We start from the raw sequence: 15,414 nt of genomic DNA on the forward strand, positions 1-15,414 counted from the left end.
CAGTGTGGCGATTGCGGTCATTCCGGCAAGGGGCAAGGGGACAGACGTGTCAGCGGCTAGGCAGGGTGTCGTGGACGCCCGCAGGATCGTGGTCAAGGTGGGCTCCTCCTCCTTGACCACCGCGGCCGGCGGGCTCGATGCCGACCGGGTGGACGCCCTGGTCGACGTACTGGCCAAAGCCCGCAGCGGCGGCGAGAAGGAGATCGTCCTCGTCTCCAGCGGAGCCATCGCCGCCGGGCTCTCCCCCCTCGGCCTGCGCCGGCGCCCCAAGGACCTGGCCCGCCAGCAGGCGGCCGCCAGCGTCGGCCAGGGGCTGCTCGTCGCCCGCTACACCGCCTCCTTCGCCCGGTACGGCGTCCGCGTGGGCCAGGTGCTGCTCACCACGGACGACACCAGCCGTCGGGCGCACTACCGCAACGCCTACCGGACCTTGGACCAGCTGCTGCTGATGGGCGCCCTGCCCGTCGTCAACGAGAACGACACCGTCGCTACGGACGAGATCCGCTTCGGCGACAACGACCGCCTGGCCGCCCTCGTCGCCCACCTCGTCCGCGCCGATCTGCTCGTGCTGCTGTCCGATGTGGACGGCCTCTACGACGGCGACCCGTCCCTGCCCGGCACCACCCGCATCGACGAGGTCCGCGGCCCCGAGGACATCGCGCACGTCTCCATCGGCAGCGCCGGCAAGGCGGGCGTGGGCACCGGCGGCATGGTCACCAAGGTCGAGGCGGCGCGGATCGCGGCCGCGGCCGGGATCCCGGTGGTGCTCACCTCGGCGAGCCAGGCCGCGGACGCGCTGGCCGGCCGCCCCACCGGCACGCACTTCCATCCGACGGGCCGCCGCTCCGGGGACCGGCTGCTCTGGCTCCAGCACGCGTCGACACCGCAGGGGCACCTGGTGCTGGACGACGGTGCGGTACGCGCGATCACCGAGCGGGGCAGCTCGCTGCTCCCGGCGGGCATCGCCGCGGTCGAGGGCGAGTTCACGGCCGGCGACCCGGTGGAGCTGCGGGACACCTCCGGCCGCGCGTTCGCACGGGGGCTGGTCAACTTCGACGCCAAGGAACTGCCGCAGCTCCTCGGCCGGTCCACTCGCGAGCTCGCGCGGGAACTCGGACCCGCGTACGAACGAGAGGTCATCCACCGGGACGATCTGGTCCTGCTGCACGGCTGAGGTTCGGTAAAACCGCCGCGCGGTCGGCCGGGGACTGGTCAACTGTGAGGGGCGGGCACGCGCAGCGAGACAGGAGGCGGCTGGTGAGACGAGCGCTGACCAGCGTCGGTACGGGGGACGGTGACGGCGGCGACAGCGGGAACGTGAACGGCAACGGGCACGGGACCGCGCGGCGTCACGAGCACCGTCACGGGCACGGCCGGGCGCACGGAGAGGACCGGGACGCCTCCCGCCTGTGGCACGTGACCTTGAGCGTCTCCGGCAGGCCGGCGCCGTTGTCCGAGGTCCGCCGCGGGCTGGAGCAGCTGGCCCACGACCATCCTTTCCTCCTGACCAGCCGGTACGCCGACGATCACGCCGAGATCCGGTACTGGGAAGAGGCCAGGGATCTCCACGACGCGGCGGCCGTGGCCCTGCGCCTGTGGGGCGAACACCGTTCCTCGGCGCAGCTCCCGCCGTGGGAGATCGTCGGCCTGGAGGTCATCGACCGCGCCACCTACCACCAGCGCGTGGCGGAGGGCTACGGTCCGCCGCCGGCCCACCCGGTGGGGGTCCACCCGTACTGACCGTTCCTTACCGCTCCTGCCGCTGTGCCGTCGGCGCTTGCGCAACGGGCGGGCCGGGGCGCGTTCCGGGCCGGGGCCTGCCCGCGCGTCGGGGTCGGGGCGCGGGTGCGCCGGCAGCGGCAGCTCAGGAGGCCGTCTCGCGGGGTGGAAACCCGTCGGCGGGGGTGCGGCCGGGGATTACCCTGGCCGCATGACCTCGCTCGACGACGCCACCGCCACCGCCGTTTCCCCCGTCCTCGCCACGGCGCGAGCCGCCCGTACGGCCGCAGCCGTCATCGCCCCGCTCCCGCGGTCCGCCAAGGACACGGCCCTGCTGGCGATCGCCGACGCGCTGGAGTCCCGTACGGCGGAGATCATCGCGGCCAACGCCGTGGACACGGACAAGGCCCGCGCCGCCGGGACCAGCGAGACCGTCATCGACCGCCTCACCCTGACCCCGGAGCGGGTCGCGGCCATCGCCTCCGACGTACGGGACGTCGCCGCCCTCCCCGACCCCGTCGGGGAGGTCGTCCGGGGCAGCACCCTGCCCAACGGCATCGACCTGCGTCAGATCCGCGTCCCGCTCGGCGTCGTGGGCATCATCTACGAGGCCCGCCCCAACGTCACCGTCGACGCCGCCGCGCTCTGCCTCAAGTCCGGCAACGCGGTCCTGCTGCGCGGCAGTTCCTCCGCCTACTCCTCGAACACCGCACTGGTCGCCATCCTGCGTGACGCCGTGGAGAGCGCCGGCCTGCCCGCCGATGCCATCCAGCTCGTCCCCGGCGAGTCCCGCGACTCCGTCCGCGAGCTGATGCGCGCGCGGGGCCTCGTGGACGTGCTCATCCCGCGCGGTGGCGCCGCCCTCATCAAGACCGTGGTCGAGGAGTCCATCGTCCCGGTCATCGAGACCGGTACCGGCAACTGCCACGTCTACGTCGACGCCCAGGCCGACCTGGACATGGCCGTGGACATCCTCGTCAACTCCAAGGCGCAGCGGCCCTCCGTCTGCAACGCCGCCGAGACCCTCCTGGTCCACCGCGACATCGCCGAAGCCTTCCTGCCGCGCGCCCTGGCCGCCCTCGCCGACGCCGGTGTCACCGTGCACGGCGACGCCCTCGTCCTGGCCGCCGCCGAAGGCACCAAGGCCAGCGCGGTGCCCGCCACGGACGAGGACTGGGCCGCCGAGTACCTCTCGTACGACATCGCCGCCGCCGTCGTGGACTCCCTGGACGACGCCGTCACCCACATCCGCCGCTGGACCTCCGGCCACACCGAGGCGATCGTCACCACCTCGCAGGCCGCCGCGCGCCGCTTCACCCAGCTGGTGGACTCGACCACGGTCGCCGTGAACGCCTCCACCCGGTTCACGGACGGCGGCCAGTTCGGCTTCGGTGCGGAGATCGGGATCTCCACCCAGAAGCTGCACGCCCGGGGCCCCATGGGCCTTCCCGAGCTGACCTCCACCAAATACATCGTGACCGGGGACGGTCACATCCGGTAGCCGGTGTCCTGACACCGTATGGCCGGATTTCCGGCTCACACCCTGCCCAAAGCAGCCCCCCAGGTCTACGCTGGTCTTGTGCCGGACGACGTGGGGGGCAAGCCGTTCCCGGACGACGGGGAGCCCGACGAAGACCGCGGAGGCGCGGAGCACGACTTCGCCCCCGTGGTGTTTGACGAGACCTTCGTCCGGAATGCCGAGATCCACGAACCGAGTGCCGCCGAGCGCCAGCGGGCGGCCGACCGGGCACGCGCGGAGGCCGAAGCGGCCCGACGCGCCGCCGTCGCCGGCGGCTGGACGGCCGACGAGGACTTCGACGGCTACGGGTACCGCCTCGACGACCAGGGCTGGGAGTCCGCCCCCGGCCACGGCTACGCCGACGGCCCGTACGGGGCCTACGGCGGCAGCATGCGCCCCTACCGGGGCCGCTCGCCCTGGCTGCGGCCCGTCGCCTGGGTGCTGGCCTTCGTGATGGGCCTCGGCATGGTCGCGCTCGCCTTCAGCGCCGTCTACCGCAGCGCCTCGGGCGGGGCCGATCCCGCCCCGGCGCCCGCCAGTACGCCCCTGCGGGAAGTCACCGGCGCGGACGCGTTTACGTACCCCGTCGGCCGCCAACCCTGAAGGTACGACCCCGCTCGCACACACCCGAGCTGGGGGCTTCTCTGAAGCGGGGACAGCGGGGAGAAGCGATGGCCGTGCCAGGAGACCCACCCAACGGCACCCCCGACGGCATGGGCGGGGGCGACGACGAGTTCCGCCCGGACGACTTCCGGTCGGAGGAGTACCGGTCGGTGGTGTTCGACGAGGACTTCGTACGCGCTGCCCGGCTCCAGGAGTTCTCCGCACAGGAACGCGTGGAGGAACACGCCCCGGCCGTGCGCAGCCGCTCCATCTGGTCCGGCGCCGGCGGCTCCGGACCCCGCACCAGCACCCCGGGCCGGGGCGCCCGGCAGGGCATGCTGCTCGTGCTGCTCATCGCCACCGCCTTCGCCGCCGCCGTCTACATGGGGTTGCGCAATCCGTACGTCCCCGTGCCCGGCGGCCCCACCGAACCGCTGGTCAGCACGGTCGTGCCGCTCGCGCCCACCACCACCGTGCGGGGCGGACGGCCCGCGGAGCTGTACGCGAACAGCCCCGCCGCCGAGTACCGGGTCGGGGCGGCGGGGATCACCCTGCCCGCGGTGCGCCGCACCCAGCACTTCACCGACGGCCAGGTCCTCGCCGCGCTGTCCATAGCCAAGGACTACCTGGTCCAGTCCTCGCTCGACCCGGACGTCCTGGACGGCTCGGCCGCCAGGCCGGTGCGGGTCCTGCTGGACCCCGACCAGCTGGCGCAGTTCGACCGCAGCCTGAGCTCGCCCTCCGGCGACGGACGGCACGCGGCCACCGGCTGGCTGGTCCGCTTCGACCCGGGCGTCGCCGTCGTGGCGGACTCGCGGGTCCGGGTGAACGGAACCCTCACCTTCGAGGAGGTGGCCCGGGACGCCCTGGAGGTGACCGCCGACCACACCCTCGTGTACGCCGTGCGCCCGGCGACCGCAGCCGAAACCCCGGCAGCCGCGGTCGACGGCGCCTCGCTCTTCACCGTGCGGCGCGAGCTGCGGCTGCGCTTCGACCGGGAGGACCTGGTCGCCCGGCGGGCGGAGCTGGCCTCGGCCTACGTCATGGCCGGGCCGCACGCCTGCTCCGCCGACCCGGCCGGAGGCTTCCGCCCCCTCCTGGCCGGAGCCGACCCGACCACGGTGGGACCGGCCGCGAGCGACCCGTACGCCCCGGGCCCCCCGCGGCGCACCGCGGGACTGTGCGGCGTACTGGCGCCGCCCGCGACACCGGCGGCCACCCCGGGGCAGGACGGCACTCCCGTCAGCCCCGGTCCGTAGCCCCTCCCGTGCCCTCGGGGCCCGTGCCGGTGCCGGTGCTGCCGCCCGTGCCGCCGCCCGCACTTGTGCCGCCACCCGTGCCCGCCGCTCCGGTGAACTTGTCGCGGAGCTTGCCGCCCAGGTCCCCCGCGCCGCCGGCGATGTCTCCGACCAGCTTCATCAGGGGATCCTTGCTGGTGCGCACCGAGTCGGCGTAGTGCGCGGCGGACTGCCGGAAGGAGTCGGACACCGAGGTGTCCTTGTCCTCGTCCCGCCGCGGGTAGTGGCCGTCCATGATCCGCTGGAAGTCGCGGCTCTCCGACCACTGCTTCAACTCGGCCGCACGCACCGTGGTGAAGGGGTGCGTACGCGGCAGAATGTTCATGATCTTCAGGACGGAGTCGCGTAGATCGCCGCTCGACTCGTACTCCTCGGCCTGGGCCAGGAAGGCGTCCACATTCATCTCGTGCAGGTGGTTGCCGCCCGCGATCTTCATCAGCCCCCGCATCGAGGCGTGCACGTCCTGCCCGACCAGCAGCCCGGCCCGGTCCGCCGACAGCTCCGACTTGCGGAACCACTCCCGCAGTGCGGTCACGATGGCCATGATCGCCATGTTGCCCAGCGGGATCCACGCCACCTTCAGCGCGAGATTCGTCAGGAACAGCAGGATCGTGCGGTAGACGGAGTGCCCCGACAGCGCGTGGCCCACCTCGTGGCCCACGACCGCCCGCATCTCCTCCTCGTCGAGCAGCTCCACGAGGGCCGTCGTCACCACGATGATCGGCTCGTCCAGCCCGATGCACATGGCATTGGGCTTCGGGTCCTGCTGCACGTACATCTGCGGGACCTTCTCCAGGTCCAGGATGTAACAGGCGTCCCGGAGCATCGCGTGGAGATGGGGGAACTGCGTCTCGCCCACCCGCACCGAGTCCGACAGGAACAGCAGCCGCAGGCTGCGCTCCGGAAGCAGTCCGCTCAGGGCCTTGAAGACCGTGTCGAAACCGCTCAGTCTGCGCAGTGCCACGAGCGCCGAGCGGTCGGCCGGATGCTCATACGCCCGTGAGGAAATACCCGGGAACCTCCTGCGGTCCCGCGCCGGTGCCTTCTCGAATCCCGTGTCCGTCATAGCGCCTCCCCCTTGATCGACCTGCCTGGCTTCACGTCCATCCTCTCCAACGCCTGAGTCGGCGTGAGCGTGCCCGGAGCCCCCGCATACGATGTGAGGGAAGTCTCCGCCCGCTCCCCGACTCGATAGGTACCTGCCTGATGAGCCTCTCCACCACCGCCCACAACCTGGTCGTCCTCGCCTCGGAGGGGGCCGGGCAGCACGGCGGCAACCACGACAGCCTCAACCCGTACCTGACGGGCGGCGCCGCGCTGCTCATTCTGCTGCTGATGCTCTGGGTGACCACGCGCCTGAACCGCGACCGCTAGGCAATGCGCTCCCCGTCGTGCCGGTCTCGACCACACGCTCGAACGCGGGTCCGGGCCGCTCGACCGGGCCAGTAGGCTCTGCGCTCATGGGAGAGCAGGAAATGCCTACCGGCCCGGTCAAGCGGCGGCTCGGCGTGATGGGCGGGACATTCGACCCGATCCACCACGGACACCTGGTGGCCGCCAGCGAGGTCGCCGCCCTTTTCCACCTCGACGAGGTGGTGTTCGTGCCGACCGGTGAGCCGTGGCAGAAGTCGCAGCGGGCCGTGTCCCCTGCCGAGGACCGCTACCTGATGACGGTCATCGCCACGGCCTCGAACCCCCAGTTCTCGGTGAGCCGCATCGACATCGACCGCGGCGGTCCGACGTACACGATCGACACCCTGCGGGACCTCAAGGCGTTGAACGACGACGCGGACCTGTTCTTCATCACCGGTGCCGACGCCCTCGCACAGATCCTGACCTGGCGGAACGCGGAAGAGCTGTTCTCGCTCGCCCATTTCATCGGCGTCACCCGGCCGGGCCATGTGCTCACCGACGACGGACTGCCCGAGGGCGGTGTCTCCCTGGTCGAGGTGCCCGCGCTGGCCATCTCGTCAACGGACTGCCGGGCGCGGGTCGCGGAGGGCGATCCCGTCTGGTATTTGGTGCCGGACGGCGTGGTGCGCTACATCGACAAGCGTGAGCTGTACCGGGGAGCCTGAGCTTCCGGAGAGAGGGGCCCCGCGGTGAACGACCGACAGGAGCCGTACGACCCGTACGCCGGTCAGGAGCAGCAGCTCATCGGCTATGACGCGTACGGGCGGCCGGTGTACGGCCGGGCGCCCGCGCAGCCCGGCCAACCGGCCCCGTCCGCCCCGCAGGCCTCCGCGTACGAGCAGCAGCAGTACGGCTACGACCAGGCGTACGACGAGCCGCGCTACGACCAGCAGGCTTACGAGCAGCAGCAGTACTACCCGCAGCAGCAGCCCTCCCAGGACCACGGCCAGTACGGCGAGCAGGGGTACGGCGAACAGGGTTACGGCCGGCAGGACCACCCGCAGGCCCAGGCCACCTCCGGCTACGGGTACGACACCCAGCAAGCCCAGCAGGCCCAGCAGTGGATCCCCCGCCAGGCGGCCCCCGAGCCGGAGGCGCCCGTACCCGCGCCCGCCCGGGAGGCGCAGCGGGAACCGCGGGAGGCCGAGGCGCACGTCCCCGGGCCCCGCCGGGCCGGCGCCGATGCCGCGCCGGCCGCCGACTACCGCACCGAGCAGTTCGCCTTCATCGACCAGCCCGACGAGGACTCCGACGACGTCATCGACTGGCTCAAGTTCACCGAGAGCCGCACCGAGCGCCGGGAAGAGGCCCGCCGCCGCGGCCGCAGCCGCGTCGTGGCCCTGATCGTCGTCCTCGCCCTGCTCGCCGTCGGGGGCCTCGGCTACCTCTGGTACGCGGGCAAGCTGCCCTTCCTCGAAGGCCCCGGGCAGAAGGATTCCGCCGCGGCCGGTCCCACGGGGGCGCAGAAGCGCGACATGATCGTCGTCCACGTGCACAACACCAAGCGGGGCGGCACCTCGACGGCGCTGCTGGTCGACAACGTCACCGCCGGGCAGGGCGCCACCGTCCTGCTCCCGAACACCCTGAGCGTCCTGAACTCCGACGGCACCGCCACGACCCTCGGCAAGGCCGTAGAGGATGGCAGCCTCGGTACCCGTGAAGCCCTCGACTCCGTGTTCGGCACCCGCATCGGCGGCACCTGGCGCCTGGACACCCCCTTCCTGGAGAACCTGGTCGAGCTGATCGGCGGCATCCAGGTCGATACCGACACCGCCGTACCGGCCGACGACGCGGCGAAGACCCCGGCGGTGGCGCAGGGCCAGAAGCAGAGCCTCAGCGGCCCGATGGCCGTCGCCTACGCCACCCACCGCGGCCAGGGCGAGGCGGAGGCCAAGCAGCTGGAGCGGATGGGCCAGGTCCTGCACGCAGTACTGCGCAAGGTTCCGGGCGATCCGAAGTCGGCGACCATGACGGTCGAGAGCATGGGCCAGATCCTCGACCCGGCCCTGAACGCGCAGGCGCTCGGCTCCCTGCTGGCCAAGCTGGGCGAGCACGCCAAGGCGGGCGCGTACCGCACCGACGTCCTCGCGGTGAAGCCGGACGGCACCCTCACGGACGAGGCGAACAAGAAGGTCGTCAAGGAGGTCCTCGGCGGCTCCGCCACGGCGGCGCCGGCCGGTGCCATGCCGCGCGTCGGCCTCAAGGACGCCACCGGCGACCAGAAGACGCAGATCGCGGCGAAGGCGGCGCTACTCAACGGCGGCTACACCTTCGTGGACGGCGGCAAGGCCGACAAGACCGCCGCCGCCTCGCAGATCACGTACCAGGACGACGCGCAGCGGGACAGGGCCGTGGAGGTCGCCAAGACGCTGGGGCTGCCGGAGACGGTCGTGAAGAAGGCGGAGAACGCCGTCAACGCGGAGATCGTGGTGATCCTGGGCAAGGACTACAAACCGTCCTGAGCGGGCCTCGCTCCGGTCCGAGCGGGCCTGGATCCGGTCCTGAACAGGCCTGGATCAGGTGCGGAGCGGGCGTGGATCAGGTGCGGAGCGGGCCTGGATCCGGTGCGGAGCGGGCCGGGAGGGGCGGTTCCGTCCGCGCGGGACGTTCCGCGCGGGCGGTGTCGGCGGTACATGAGACCCTTGTAAGGATCTGCCCGCCAACCCGAAAGCATGGCCAGTGACCGCCACGGACCGCTCCATCGAGCTCATCACCGCCGCCGCCCAGGCCGCGGCCGACCGGCTCGCGCACGACATCATCGCGTACGACGTCAGCGACGTGCTGTCGATCACCGACGCCTTCCTGCTCGCCTCGGCGCCCAACGACCGTCAGGTCAAGTCGATCGTCGACGAGATCGAGGAGCGCCTGCTCAAGGAGCTCGGCACCAAGCCGGTGCGCCGCGAGGGCGACCGCGACGCCCGCTGGATCCTGCTCGACTACGTCGACATCGTCGTCCACGTCCAGCACAGCGAGGAGCGGGTCTTCTACGCGCTGGAGCGCCTGTGGAAGGACTGCCCCGAGATCGACCTCCCCGAGGACGCCAAGCTCACCAAGGGCAAGGCGGAGGAGCACGCCAAGCTGCGCGAGGCGGCGGGCGACGACGAGCTGGACGGTGATCTGTTCTGAGCGCGACCGACACGGGCAAGACCAAGACCCCCAGGAAGATCGTTCTCTGGCGGCACGGCCAGACCGCGTGGAATCTGGAGCGGCGCTTCCAGGGCTCCACGGACATCGAGCTGACCGAGACCGGTGTGGCGCAGGCGCGCCGCGCCGCACGGCTGCTCGCCTCGCTGAAGCCCGACGCCATCGTGGCCTCCGACCTGCGGCGGGCCTCCGCCACGGCCGCCGAGCTGGCCGCCGTCACGGGGCTGCCGGTGCGGCACGATGCGGCGCTGCGCGAGACGTACGCGGGTGAGTGGCAGGGCCTGACGCACGACGAGATCCTGGGGAAGTACGGCGAGCAGTACGCCGCGTGGAAGCGCGGCGAGGCGGTCCGCCGCGGCGGCGGTGAGCTGGAGACCGAAGTCGCCGACCGGGCCGCGCCGGTGGTGCTGGAGCACGCCGACCGCCTCCCGCAGGGCGGCACGCTCGTCGTGGTCAGCCACGGCGGCACCATCCGTACGACCATCGGCCGCCTGCTCGGCCTGGAGTCGTACTACTGGGAGGGCCTGGGCGGGCTCTCCAACTGCTGCTGGTCCGTCCTCGGCGAGGGTGCGCGCGGCTGGCGTCTGCTGGAGCACAACGCCGGCACGCTGCCGGAACCGGTGCTCGGCGACGACGACTGAGCACGCCCCTGCGGGGCCCGTGCAGCGCCCCGGCGGGGGCCGCCACCCGGATTTCACTTTCCGGCTGGTCACAGGCTAGAGTTCTTCTTGTTCGCAGCGCGCAACACCGGAAACGGGGGGAGCGCGGCGGAGAGCGGGGCTATAGCTCAGTTGGTAGAGCGCCTGCATGGCATGCAGGAGGTCAGGAGTTCAATTCTCCTTAGCTCCACAATCAGGATCCCGTCCCCAACAGGGGGCGGGATCCTTGCTTTTGTACCCTTTGTGCGCTTGCTGACCGGGCTGGTACCGGCATGGCAGAATCGGACCGCCGGAGGGGGAGTCGACGGCCCGACGCGGGAGGGAGTCGCTGACGCATGGGTGCACACCGGCGGCGGTGCGACTGGTGCAACAACGGCACGCCGATCGTGCGGGACATGGAGCCCGTCAACCCCGACTACCAGTACTGGTGCGAGGAATGCGCGCGGGCGCTGATCATAAAAGGCGACCCGATCGAGACGTACCGTGAGCTGGAGGGGGAGCCGATCTACGGACGGCTGCTCGACGAGCACTGCACGCTCAAGCGGTTCTACCAGTTCGCGAGGGCGTGACGAGCGGTTCACGAGGGCGTGGCGGGGCGGGCCGGATCACGTCCGGACCGGATCGCATCGCGCCACACCGCATCACGCCGCATCACACGGGGCATGGCCTTGCGCTCACGGAAACCGATTTTTGGAGCAGGGCCATGACCGTGTAATGTTTGGGACGTCGCCAGGGGGGACCGGAAACGGGAACCGGGGCGGCGGGCAGGACGAGGGGCTATAGCTCAGTTGGTAGAGCGCCTGCATGGCATGCAGGAGGTCAGGAGTTCAATTCTCCTTAGCTCCACAGTGAAGAAGCGGGTCACCCGGATCGGGTGGCCCGCTTCTCGTCGTGCGCTCGCCACGGGTACCGGCGGCCCGCCGGCCGGACGGCTGAGCGGCCCTGGGGGCCGCTGCGGTACCCTGACGCCATGCGTGCCGTACGCCTTCTGCTTACCGAGCCGCGCTGATCAGTGCCGACCCCGAGACGGTCGGCATCGGCGCGGCGTCCCCTCCTGTGCGAGGGGTTTTTTCGTTTGGGCAGGCAGACACGGCAGAGACGATCGATGGAGCTTCAGAAATCATGAGCGAGACGAACACCCCGGCCCCCGAGGCGGCCGAGGGGCACCGTTACACGGCCGCCATGGCCGCCGACATCGAGGCACGCTGGCAGGACGTATGGGACGCCGAGGGCACCTACGAGGCCCCGAACCCGACGGGTGACCTGGCCGGCGACCCGGCCGTGGTCGCGCGGCCCAAGAAGTTCATCATGGACATGTTCCCGTACCCGTCCGGTGCGGGCCTGCACGTCGGCCACCCGCTCGGCTACATCGCCACCGACGTCTACGCCCGTCACCAGCGGATGATCGGCCACAACGTCCTGCACACCCTGGGCTTCGACGCCTTCGGCCTGCCGGCCGAGCAGTACGCCGTGCAGACCGGCACGCACCCGCGCGTGTCGACCGAGGCGAACATCCAGAACATGAAGGTCCAGCTGCGCAGGCTGGGCCTGGGCCACGACAAGCGCCGCTCCTTCGCGACGATCGACCCCGACTACTACAAGTGGACCCAGTGGATCTTCCTGCAGATCTACAACTCCTGGTACGACGCGGACGCGCGGAAGGCCCGGCCGGTCGCCGAGCTGGTCGCCGCCTTCGAGGACGGCTCGCGCGAGGTTCCCGGAGGCCGTCCGTGGGGCGGGCTGACCGCCGGTGAGCGCGCCGACGTACTGAACGGGTTCCGGCTGGCGTACGCCTCGGACGCGCCCGTGAACTGGTGCCCGGGGCTGGGCACCGTACTGGCCAACGAAGAGGTCACCGCCGACGGCCGGTCCGAGCGCGGCAACTTCCCGGTCTTCAAGGCCAAGCTGAGCCAGTGGAACATGCGGATCACCGCATACGCCGACCGGCTGCTGGACGATCTGGACGCGCTGGACTGGCCCGAGGCCATCAAGCTGCAGCAGCGGAACTGGATCGGCCGCAGCGAGGGCGCGCGCGTCGACTTCGCGGTCGGCGACGCCGGTGCGATCACCGTCTTCACCACCCGCCCGGACACGCTGTTCGGCGCCACCTACATGGTGCTGGCCCCCGAGCACGACCTGGTCGAAGCCATCGTCCCCGCGGAATGGCCCGAGGGCACCCACGCCGTATGGACCGGCGGCCACGCCACCCCGGCCGAGGCCGTGCAGGAGTACCGCAAGCAGGCGGTTTCGAAGTCGGACGTCGAGCGGCAGGCCGAGGCCAAGGACAAGACCGGTGTCTTCACCGGCGCGTACGCGACCAACCCGGTCAGCGGCGAGCAGGTGCCGGTCTTCATCGCCGACTACGTGCTGATGGGTTACGGCACCGGCGCGATCATGGCCGTCCCCGCGCACGACAGCCGCGACTTCGAGTTCGCGCGCGCCTTCGAGCTGCCGATGCGGTGCGTCGTGGCACCCACCGACGGGCGGGGCACCGACCCGGCCGCGTGGGATGCGGCGTTCGTCGCCCACGACGCCGTCCTGGTCAACTCGACCGGGGAGGGCATCTCGCTGGACGGCCTGGACGTCGGCGAGGCCAAGGCCGCCATCACGGCGTGGCTGGAGGCACGGGGCATCGGTGAGGGGACGGTCAACTTCCGGCTGCGCGACTGGCTGTTCAGCCGTCAGCGCTACTGGGGCGAGCCCTTCCCGATCGTCTACGACGAGGACGGCGTCGCGCACCCGCTGCCCGAGTCGATGCTGCCGCTGGAGCTGCCGGAGGTCGAGGACTACTCGCCGCGCACCTTCGAGCCCGACGACGCCACGTCGAAGCCGGAGACCCCGCTCTCGCGCAACGAGGCGTGGGTCCACGTGGAGCTGGACCTGGGCGACGGCTCCGGGGTCAAGCGCTACCGCCGCGAGACGAACACCATGCCCAACTGGGCCGGTTCCTGCTGGTACGAGCTGCGCTACCTGGACCCGCACAACGCCGAGGCGCTGGTCGACCCGGCCATCGAGCAGTACTGGATGGGCCCGACCGAGAGCGCGCCGCACGGCGGTGTGGACCTGTACGTGGGCGGCGCCGAGCACGCGGTGCTGCACCTGCTGTACGCGCGCTTCTGGTCGAAGGTCCTCTTCGACCTGGGACACGTCTCCTCGGCCGAGCCGTTCCACAAGCTGTTCAACCAGGGCATGATCCAGGCGTACGCCTACACCGACGCGCGCGGTGTCTACGTACCCGCGGCCGAGGTCGAGGAGCGCGACGGCGGCTACTTCTACCAGGGCGAGCCGGTCAAGCGTGAGCACGGCAAGATGGGCAAGTCCCTGAAGAACGCGGTCACGCCGGACGAGATCTGCGAGGAGTACGGCGCGGACACGCTGCGCCTGTACGAGATGGCGATGGGGCCGCTGGACGTCTCGCGTCCGTGGGACACCCGCGCCGTGGTCGGCCAGTACCGACTGCTGCAGCGGCTGTGGCGCAACATCGTCGACGAGGAGACGGGCGCGGTGACGGTCGTCGACGCCGAGCCCGCCGAGGACACCCTGCGCGCGCTGCACAAGGCGATCGACGGGGCGGGCTCGGACCTGGCGGGGCTGCGGTTCAACACCGCCATCGCGAAGATCACCGAACTGAACAACGCCCTGACGAAGGCGGGCCGTCCGCTGGAGCGCTCGGTCGCCGAACGGCTGGTGCTGCTGGTCGCCCCGCTGGCGCCGCACATCGCGGAGGAGCTGTGGCACCGCCTGGGCCACAGCGAATCGGTGGTCCACCAGGACTTCCCGGTCGCCGACCCGGCGTACGTCGTGGACGAGAGCGTGACGTGCGTGGTGCAGCTCAAGGGCAAGGTCAAGGCGCGGCTGGAGGTGCCGCCGACGATCTCGGAGGCGGAGCTGGAGCGGCTGGCGGTGAGCGATGAGGGCGTGGTCGCGGCGCTGGGCGGTGCGCAGATCCGCAAGGTGATCGTGCGCGCGCCGAAGCTGGTCAACATCGTCATCTGACGCCACAGGGGCCGACGGCGTCCGGGGCTGTCGGCCGGGCGCGTCGTCCCCATGGGGGAGATCCCGTACGGGCAGGTTGGGGGTTCGATTGGAACCCTCAGCCTGCCCGCGGCGTTTACGGTGGGGGTAGGAACAAAAGAGCTGCTGGGGACTGGGGAAGGGACACTCATGGAGGCCGCGCTGATCGTCTTCGCGCTGATGATGCTTTTCGCCTTCCTTGGCCTGGGCGTGTTCGTGACCGTCAAGGTGGTGGGGGCGGCGAAGCGCGGGGTGGACCGTACGATCACGCAGGCCCGCCGGACGGTGGAGGACACGACCCTGCGCGCGAAGAGCTTCGGCCAGGTCGGCGTGACGGGGGCGCTGGCGCAGCTGCGGCTCGACCTGCGGATGTCGATGCGGGCCACGCAGCAGGCGCTGTACGCGGGGGTCCGGATGGACGCCTCGCTGAAGGAGTCGATCGGACTGTTCGAGCGGCTCAGCGCGCACGGGTACGAGCTGGACGACGAGCTCAAGCGGCTGGAGCAGGAGCCGGACCGCAAGCGGATCGCCGACAGCCTGCCCGACCTGCGGGAGCGGGCGGCCAAGATCACAGAGGCCGCGGATTCGCTGCGCTGGGCCGCGCGCGACCGGGCCCGCCGCTTCGCGGCCGATGACCTGTCCGCGCTGTCCTCCGAGATCGAGATGGAGTCGGGCGCTCTGCGGGACTGGTCCCGCGAGTCGGTGGACGAGCTTGCGGCGGCGGCCGCCGCCTGGGACGCGGCGCAGGCGGACACGGCGGGCAGGACGCCGGGGGCTGCTGCGGCGCCTGATGCGGGACGGGCTTCGGGCCCGGCCTCTGGAGCGGCTTCGGGAGCGGCTTCGACTCAGGGAGCGGCTTCGGCTCAGGGCGGCTGGGGCGCGCAGGCGGAGCCGGCGGCGCTGAATCCGGCTGCCCCGGCGACCCCGTACTCCTGGCAGAAGGCACGGCGGCCGGAGAGCACGACCTGAGAGCCGGATCTGAGAGCGGCGGCCTGAGCGGCGGCGGGCTGTCGGGGTGGGCTGTGGGGGCGCGGCTGCGGGGCTC

The 15,414-nt window shown here is 71.5% G+C and carries 14 protein-coding genes and 2 tRNA genes; 15 read left to right on the forward strand and 1 reads right to left on the reverse strand.

The genetic code is table 11. The annotated features are described in order from the left end of the window. Positions 1-46: 46 nt before the first annotated feature. From proB to ACWDX7_RS03970, 5 genes are all read left to right on the forward strand, one after another. The gene (gene proB, locus ACWDX7_RS03950) at positions 47-1,174 is read left to right on the forward strand and encodes a glutamate 5-kinase (RefSeq protein ID WP_451489310.1); all 1,128 of its coding nucleotides are present in this window, start codon (positions 47-49) and stop codon (positions 1,172-1,174) included. Beyond that, entirely contained in the window at positions 1,171-1,740 is a 570-nt protein-coding gene (locus ACWDX7_RS03955; RefSeq protein ID WP_451489346.1) for a hypothetical protein, read from the forward strand. Before proB ends, ACWDX7_RS03955 begins: the two co-directional genes overlap by 4 nt. Before the next feature lie 190 nt (positions 1,741-1,930). After that, entirely contained in the window at positions 1,931-3,220 is a 1,290-nt protein-coding gene (locus ACWDX7_RS03960; RefSeq protein WP_451489309.1) for a glutamate-5-semialdehyde dehydrogenase, read from the forward strand. 78 nt (positions 3,221-3,298) lie between these two features. Continuing rightward, complete coding sequence (locus tag ACWDX7_RS03965; RefSeq protein WP_451489308.1) at positions 3,299-3,841, forward strand: SCO2584 family spore wall biosynthesis protein; 543 nt, start codon at positions 3,299-3,301, stop codon at positions 3,839-3,841. A 68-nt stretch (positions 3,842-3,909) separates the two neighbouring features. Then, a complete protein-coding gene (locus ACWDX7_RS03970) occupies positions 3,910-5,100 on the forward strand; it encodes an SCO2583 family membrane protein (protein WP_451489307.1) in 1,191 nt (396 codons plus the stop codon). Here the strand turns inward: ACWDX7_RS03970 and ACWDX7_RS03975 are convergent. After that, positions 5,084-6,205 carry a M48 family metallopeptidase gene (locus tag ACWDX7_RS03975; protein WP_451489306.1) on the reverse strand — a complete coding sequence of 374 codons (1,122 nt, stop codon included), beginning with the start codon at positions 6,203-6,205 and terminating at the stop codon, positions 5,084-5,086. The two genes, ACWDX7_RS03970 and ACWDX7_RS03975, sit on opposite strands and share 17 nt — an antisense overlap. 140 nt (positions 6,206-6,345) lie before the next feature. Between ACWDX7_RS03975 and ACWDX7_RS03980 the strand changes: the two genes are divergently transcribed. From ACWDX7_RS03980 to ACWDX7_RS04025, 10 genes are all read left to right on the forward strand, one after another. Continuing rightward, positions 6,346-6,513 carry a hypothetical protein gene (locus ACWDX7_RS03980; protein ID WP_451489305.1) on the forward strand — a complete coding sequence of 56 codons (168 nt, stop codon included), beginning with the start codon at positions 6,346-6,348 and terminating at the stop codon, positions 6,511-6,513. A gap of 86 nt (positions 6,514-6,599) precedes the next feature. After that, positions 6,600-7,217, forward strand: coding sequence for a nicotinate-nucleotide adenylyltransferase (gene nadD, locus ACWDX7_RS03985; RefSeq protein WP_451489304.1), 618 nt, complete (start codon positions 6,600-6,602; stop codon positions 7,215-7,217). A gap of 24 nt (positions 7,218-7,241) precedes the next feature. Then, positions 7,242-9,014: a LytR C-terminal domain-containing protein gene (locus ACWDX7_RS03990; protein WP_451489303.1), complete on the forward strand. Its 1,773-nt coding sequence runs from the start codon at positions 7,242-7,244 to the stop codon at positions 9,012-9,014. A gap of 217 nt (positions 9,015-9,231) precedes the next feature. Then, complete coding sequence (gene rsfS / locus ACWDX7_RS03995; RefSeq protein WP_451489302.1) at positions 9,232-9,678, forward strand: ribosome silencing factor; 447 nt, start codon at positions 9,232-9,234, stop codon at positions 9,676-9,678. After that, positions 9,675-10,337, forward strand: a complete 663-nt coding sequence (locus tag ACWDX7_RS04000) for a histidine phosphatase family protein (protein ID WP_451489345.1) — start codon at positions 9,675-9,677, stop codon at positions 10,335-10,337. The genes rsfS and ACWDX7_RS04000 overlap by 4 nt, the downstream gene beginning before the upstream one ends. Positions 10,338-10,472: 135 nt before the next feature. Then, positions 10,473-10,545: transfer RNA gene (locus tag ACWDX7_RS04005), tRNA-Ala, on the forward strand. 145 nt (positions 10,546-10,690) lie between these two features. After that, the gene (locus ACWDX7_RS04010; protein ID WP_007264019.1) at positions 10,691-10,924 is read left to right on the forward strand and encodes a hypothetical protein; all 234 of its coding nucleotides are present in this window, start codon (positions 10,691-10,693) and stop codon (positions 10,922-10,924) included. Positions 10,925-11,128: 204 nt separating this feature from the next. Then, a tRNA-Ala gene (locus tag ACWDX7_RS04015) sits at positions 11,129-11,201 on the forward strand. Between the two features lie 276 nt (positions 11,202-11,477). Further along, entirely contained in the window at positions 11,478-14,351 is a 2,874-nt protein-coding gene (gene leuS / locus ACWDX7_RS04020; RefSeq protein WP_451489301.1) for a leucine--tRNA ligase, read from the forward strand. A 168-nt stretch (positions 14,352-14,519) separates the two neighbouring features. Next, positions 14,520-15,338, forward strand: coding sequence for a hypothetical protein (locus ACWDX7_RS04025; RefSeq protein WP_451489300.1), 819 nt, complete (start codon positions 14,520-14,522; stop codon positions 15,336-15,338). Positions 15,339-15,414 lie beyond the last annotated feature (76 nt).

Source organism: Streptomyces sp. NPDC003034 (assembly GCF_053591375.1).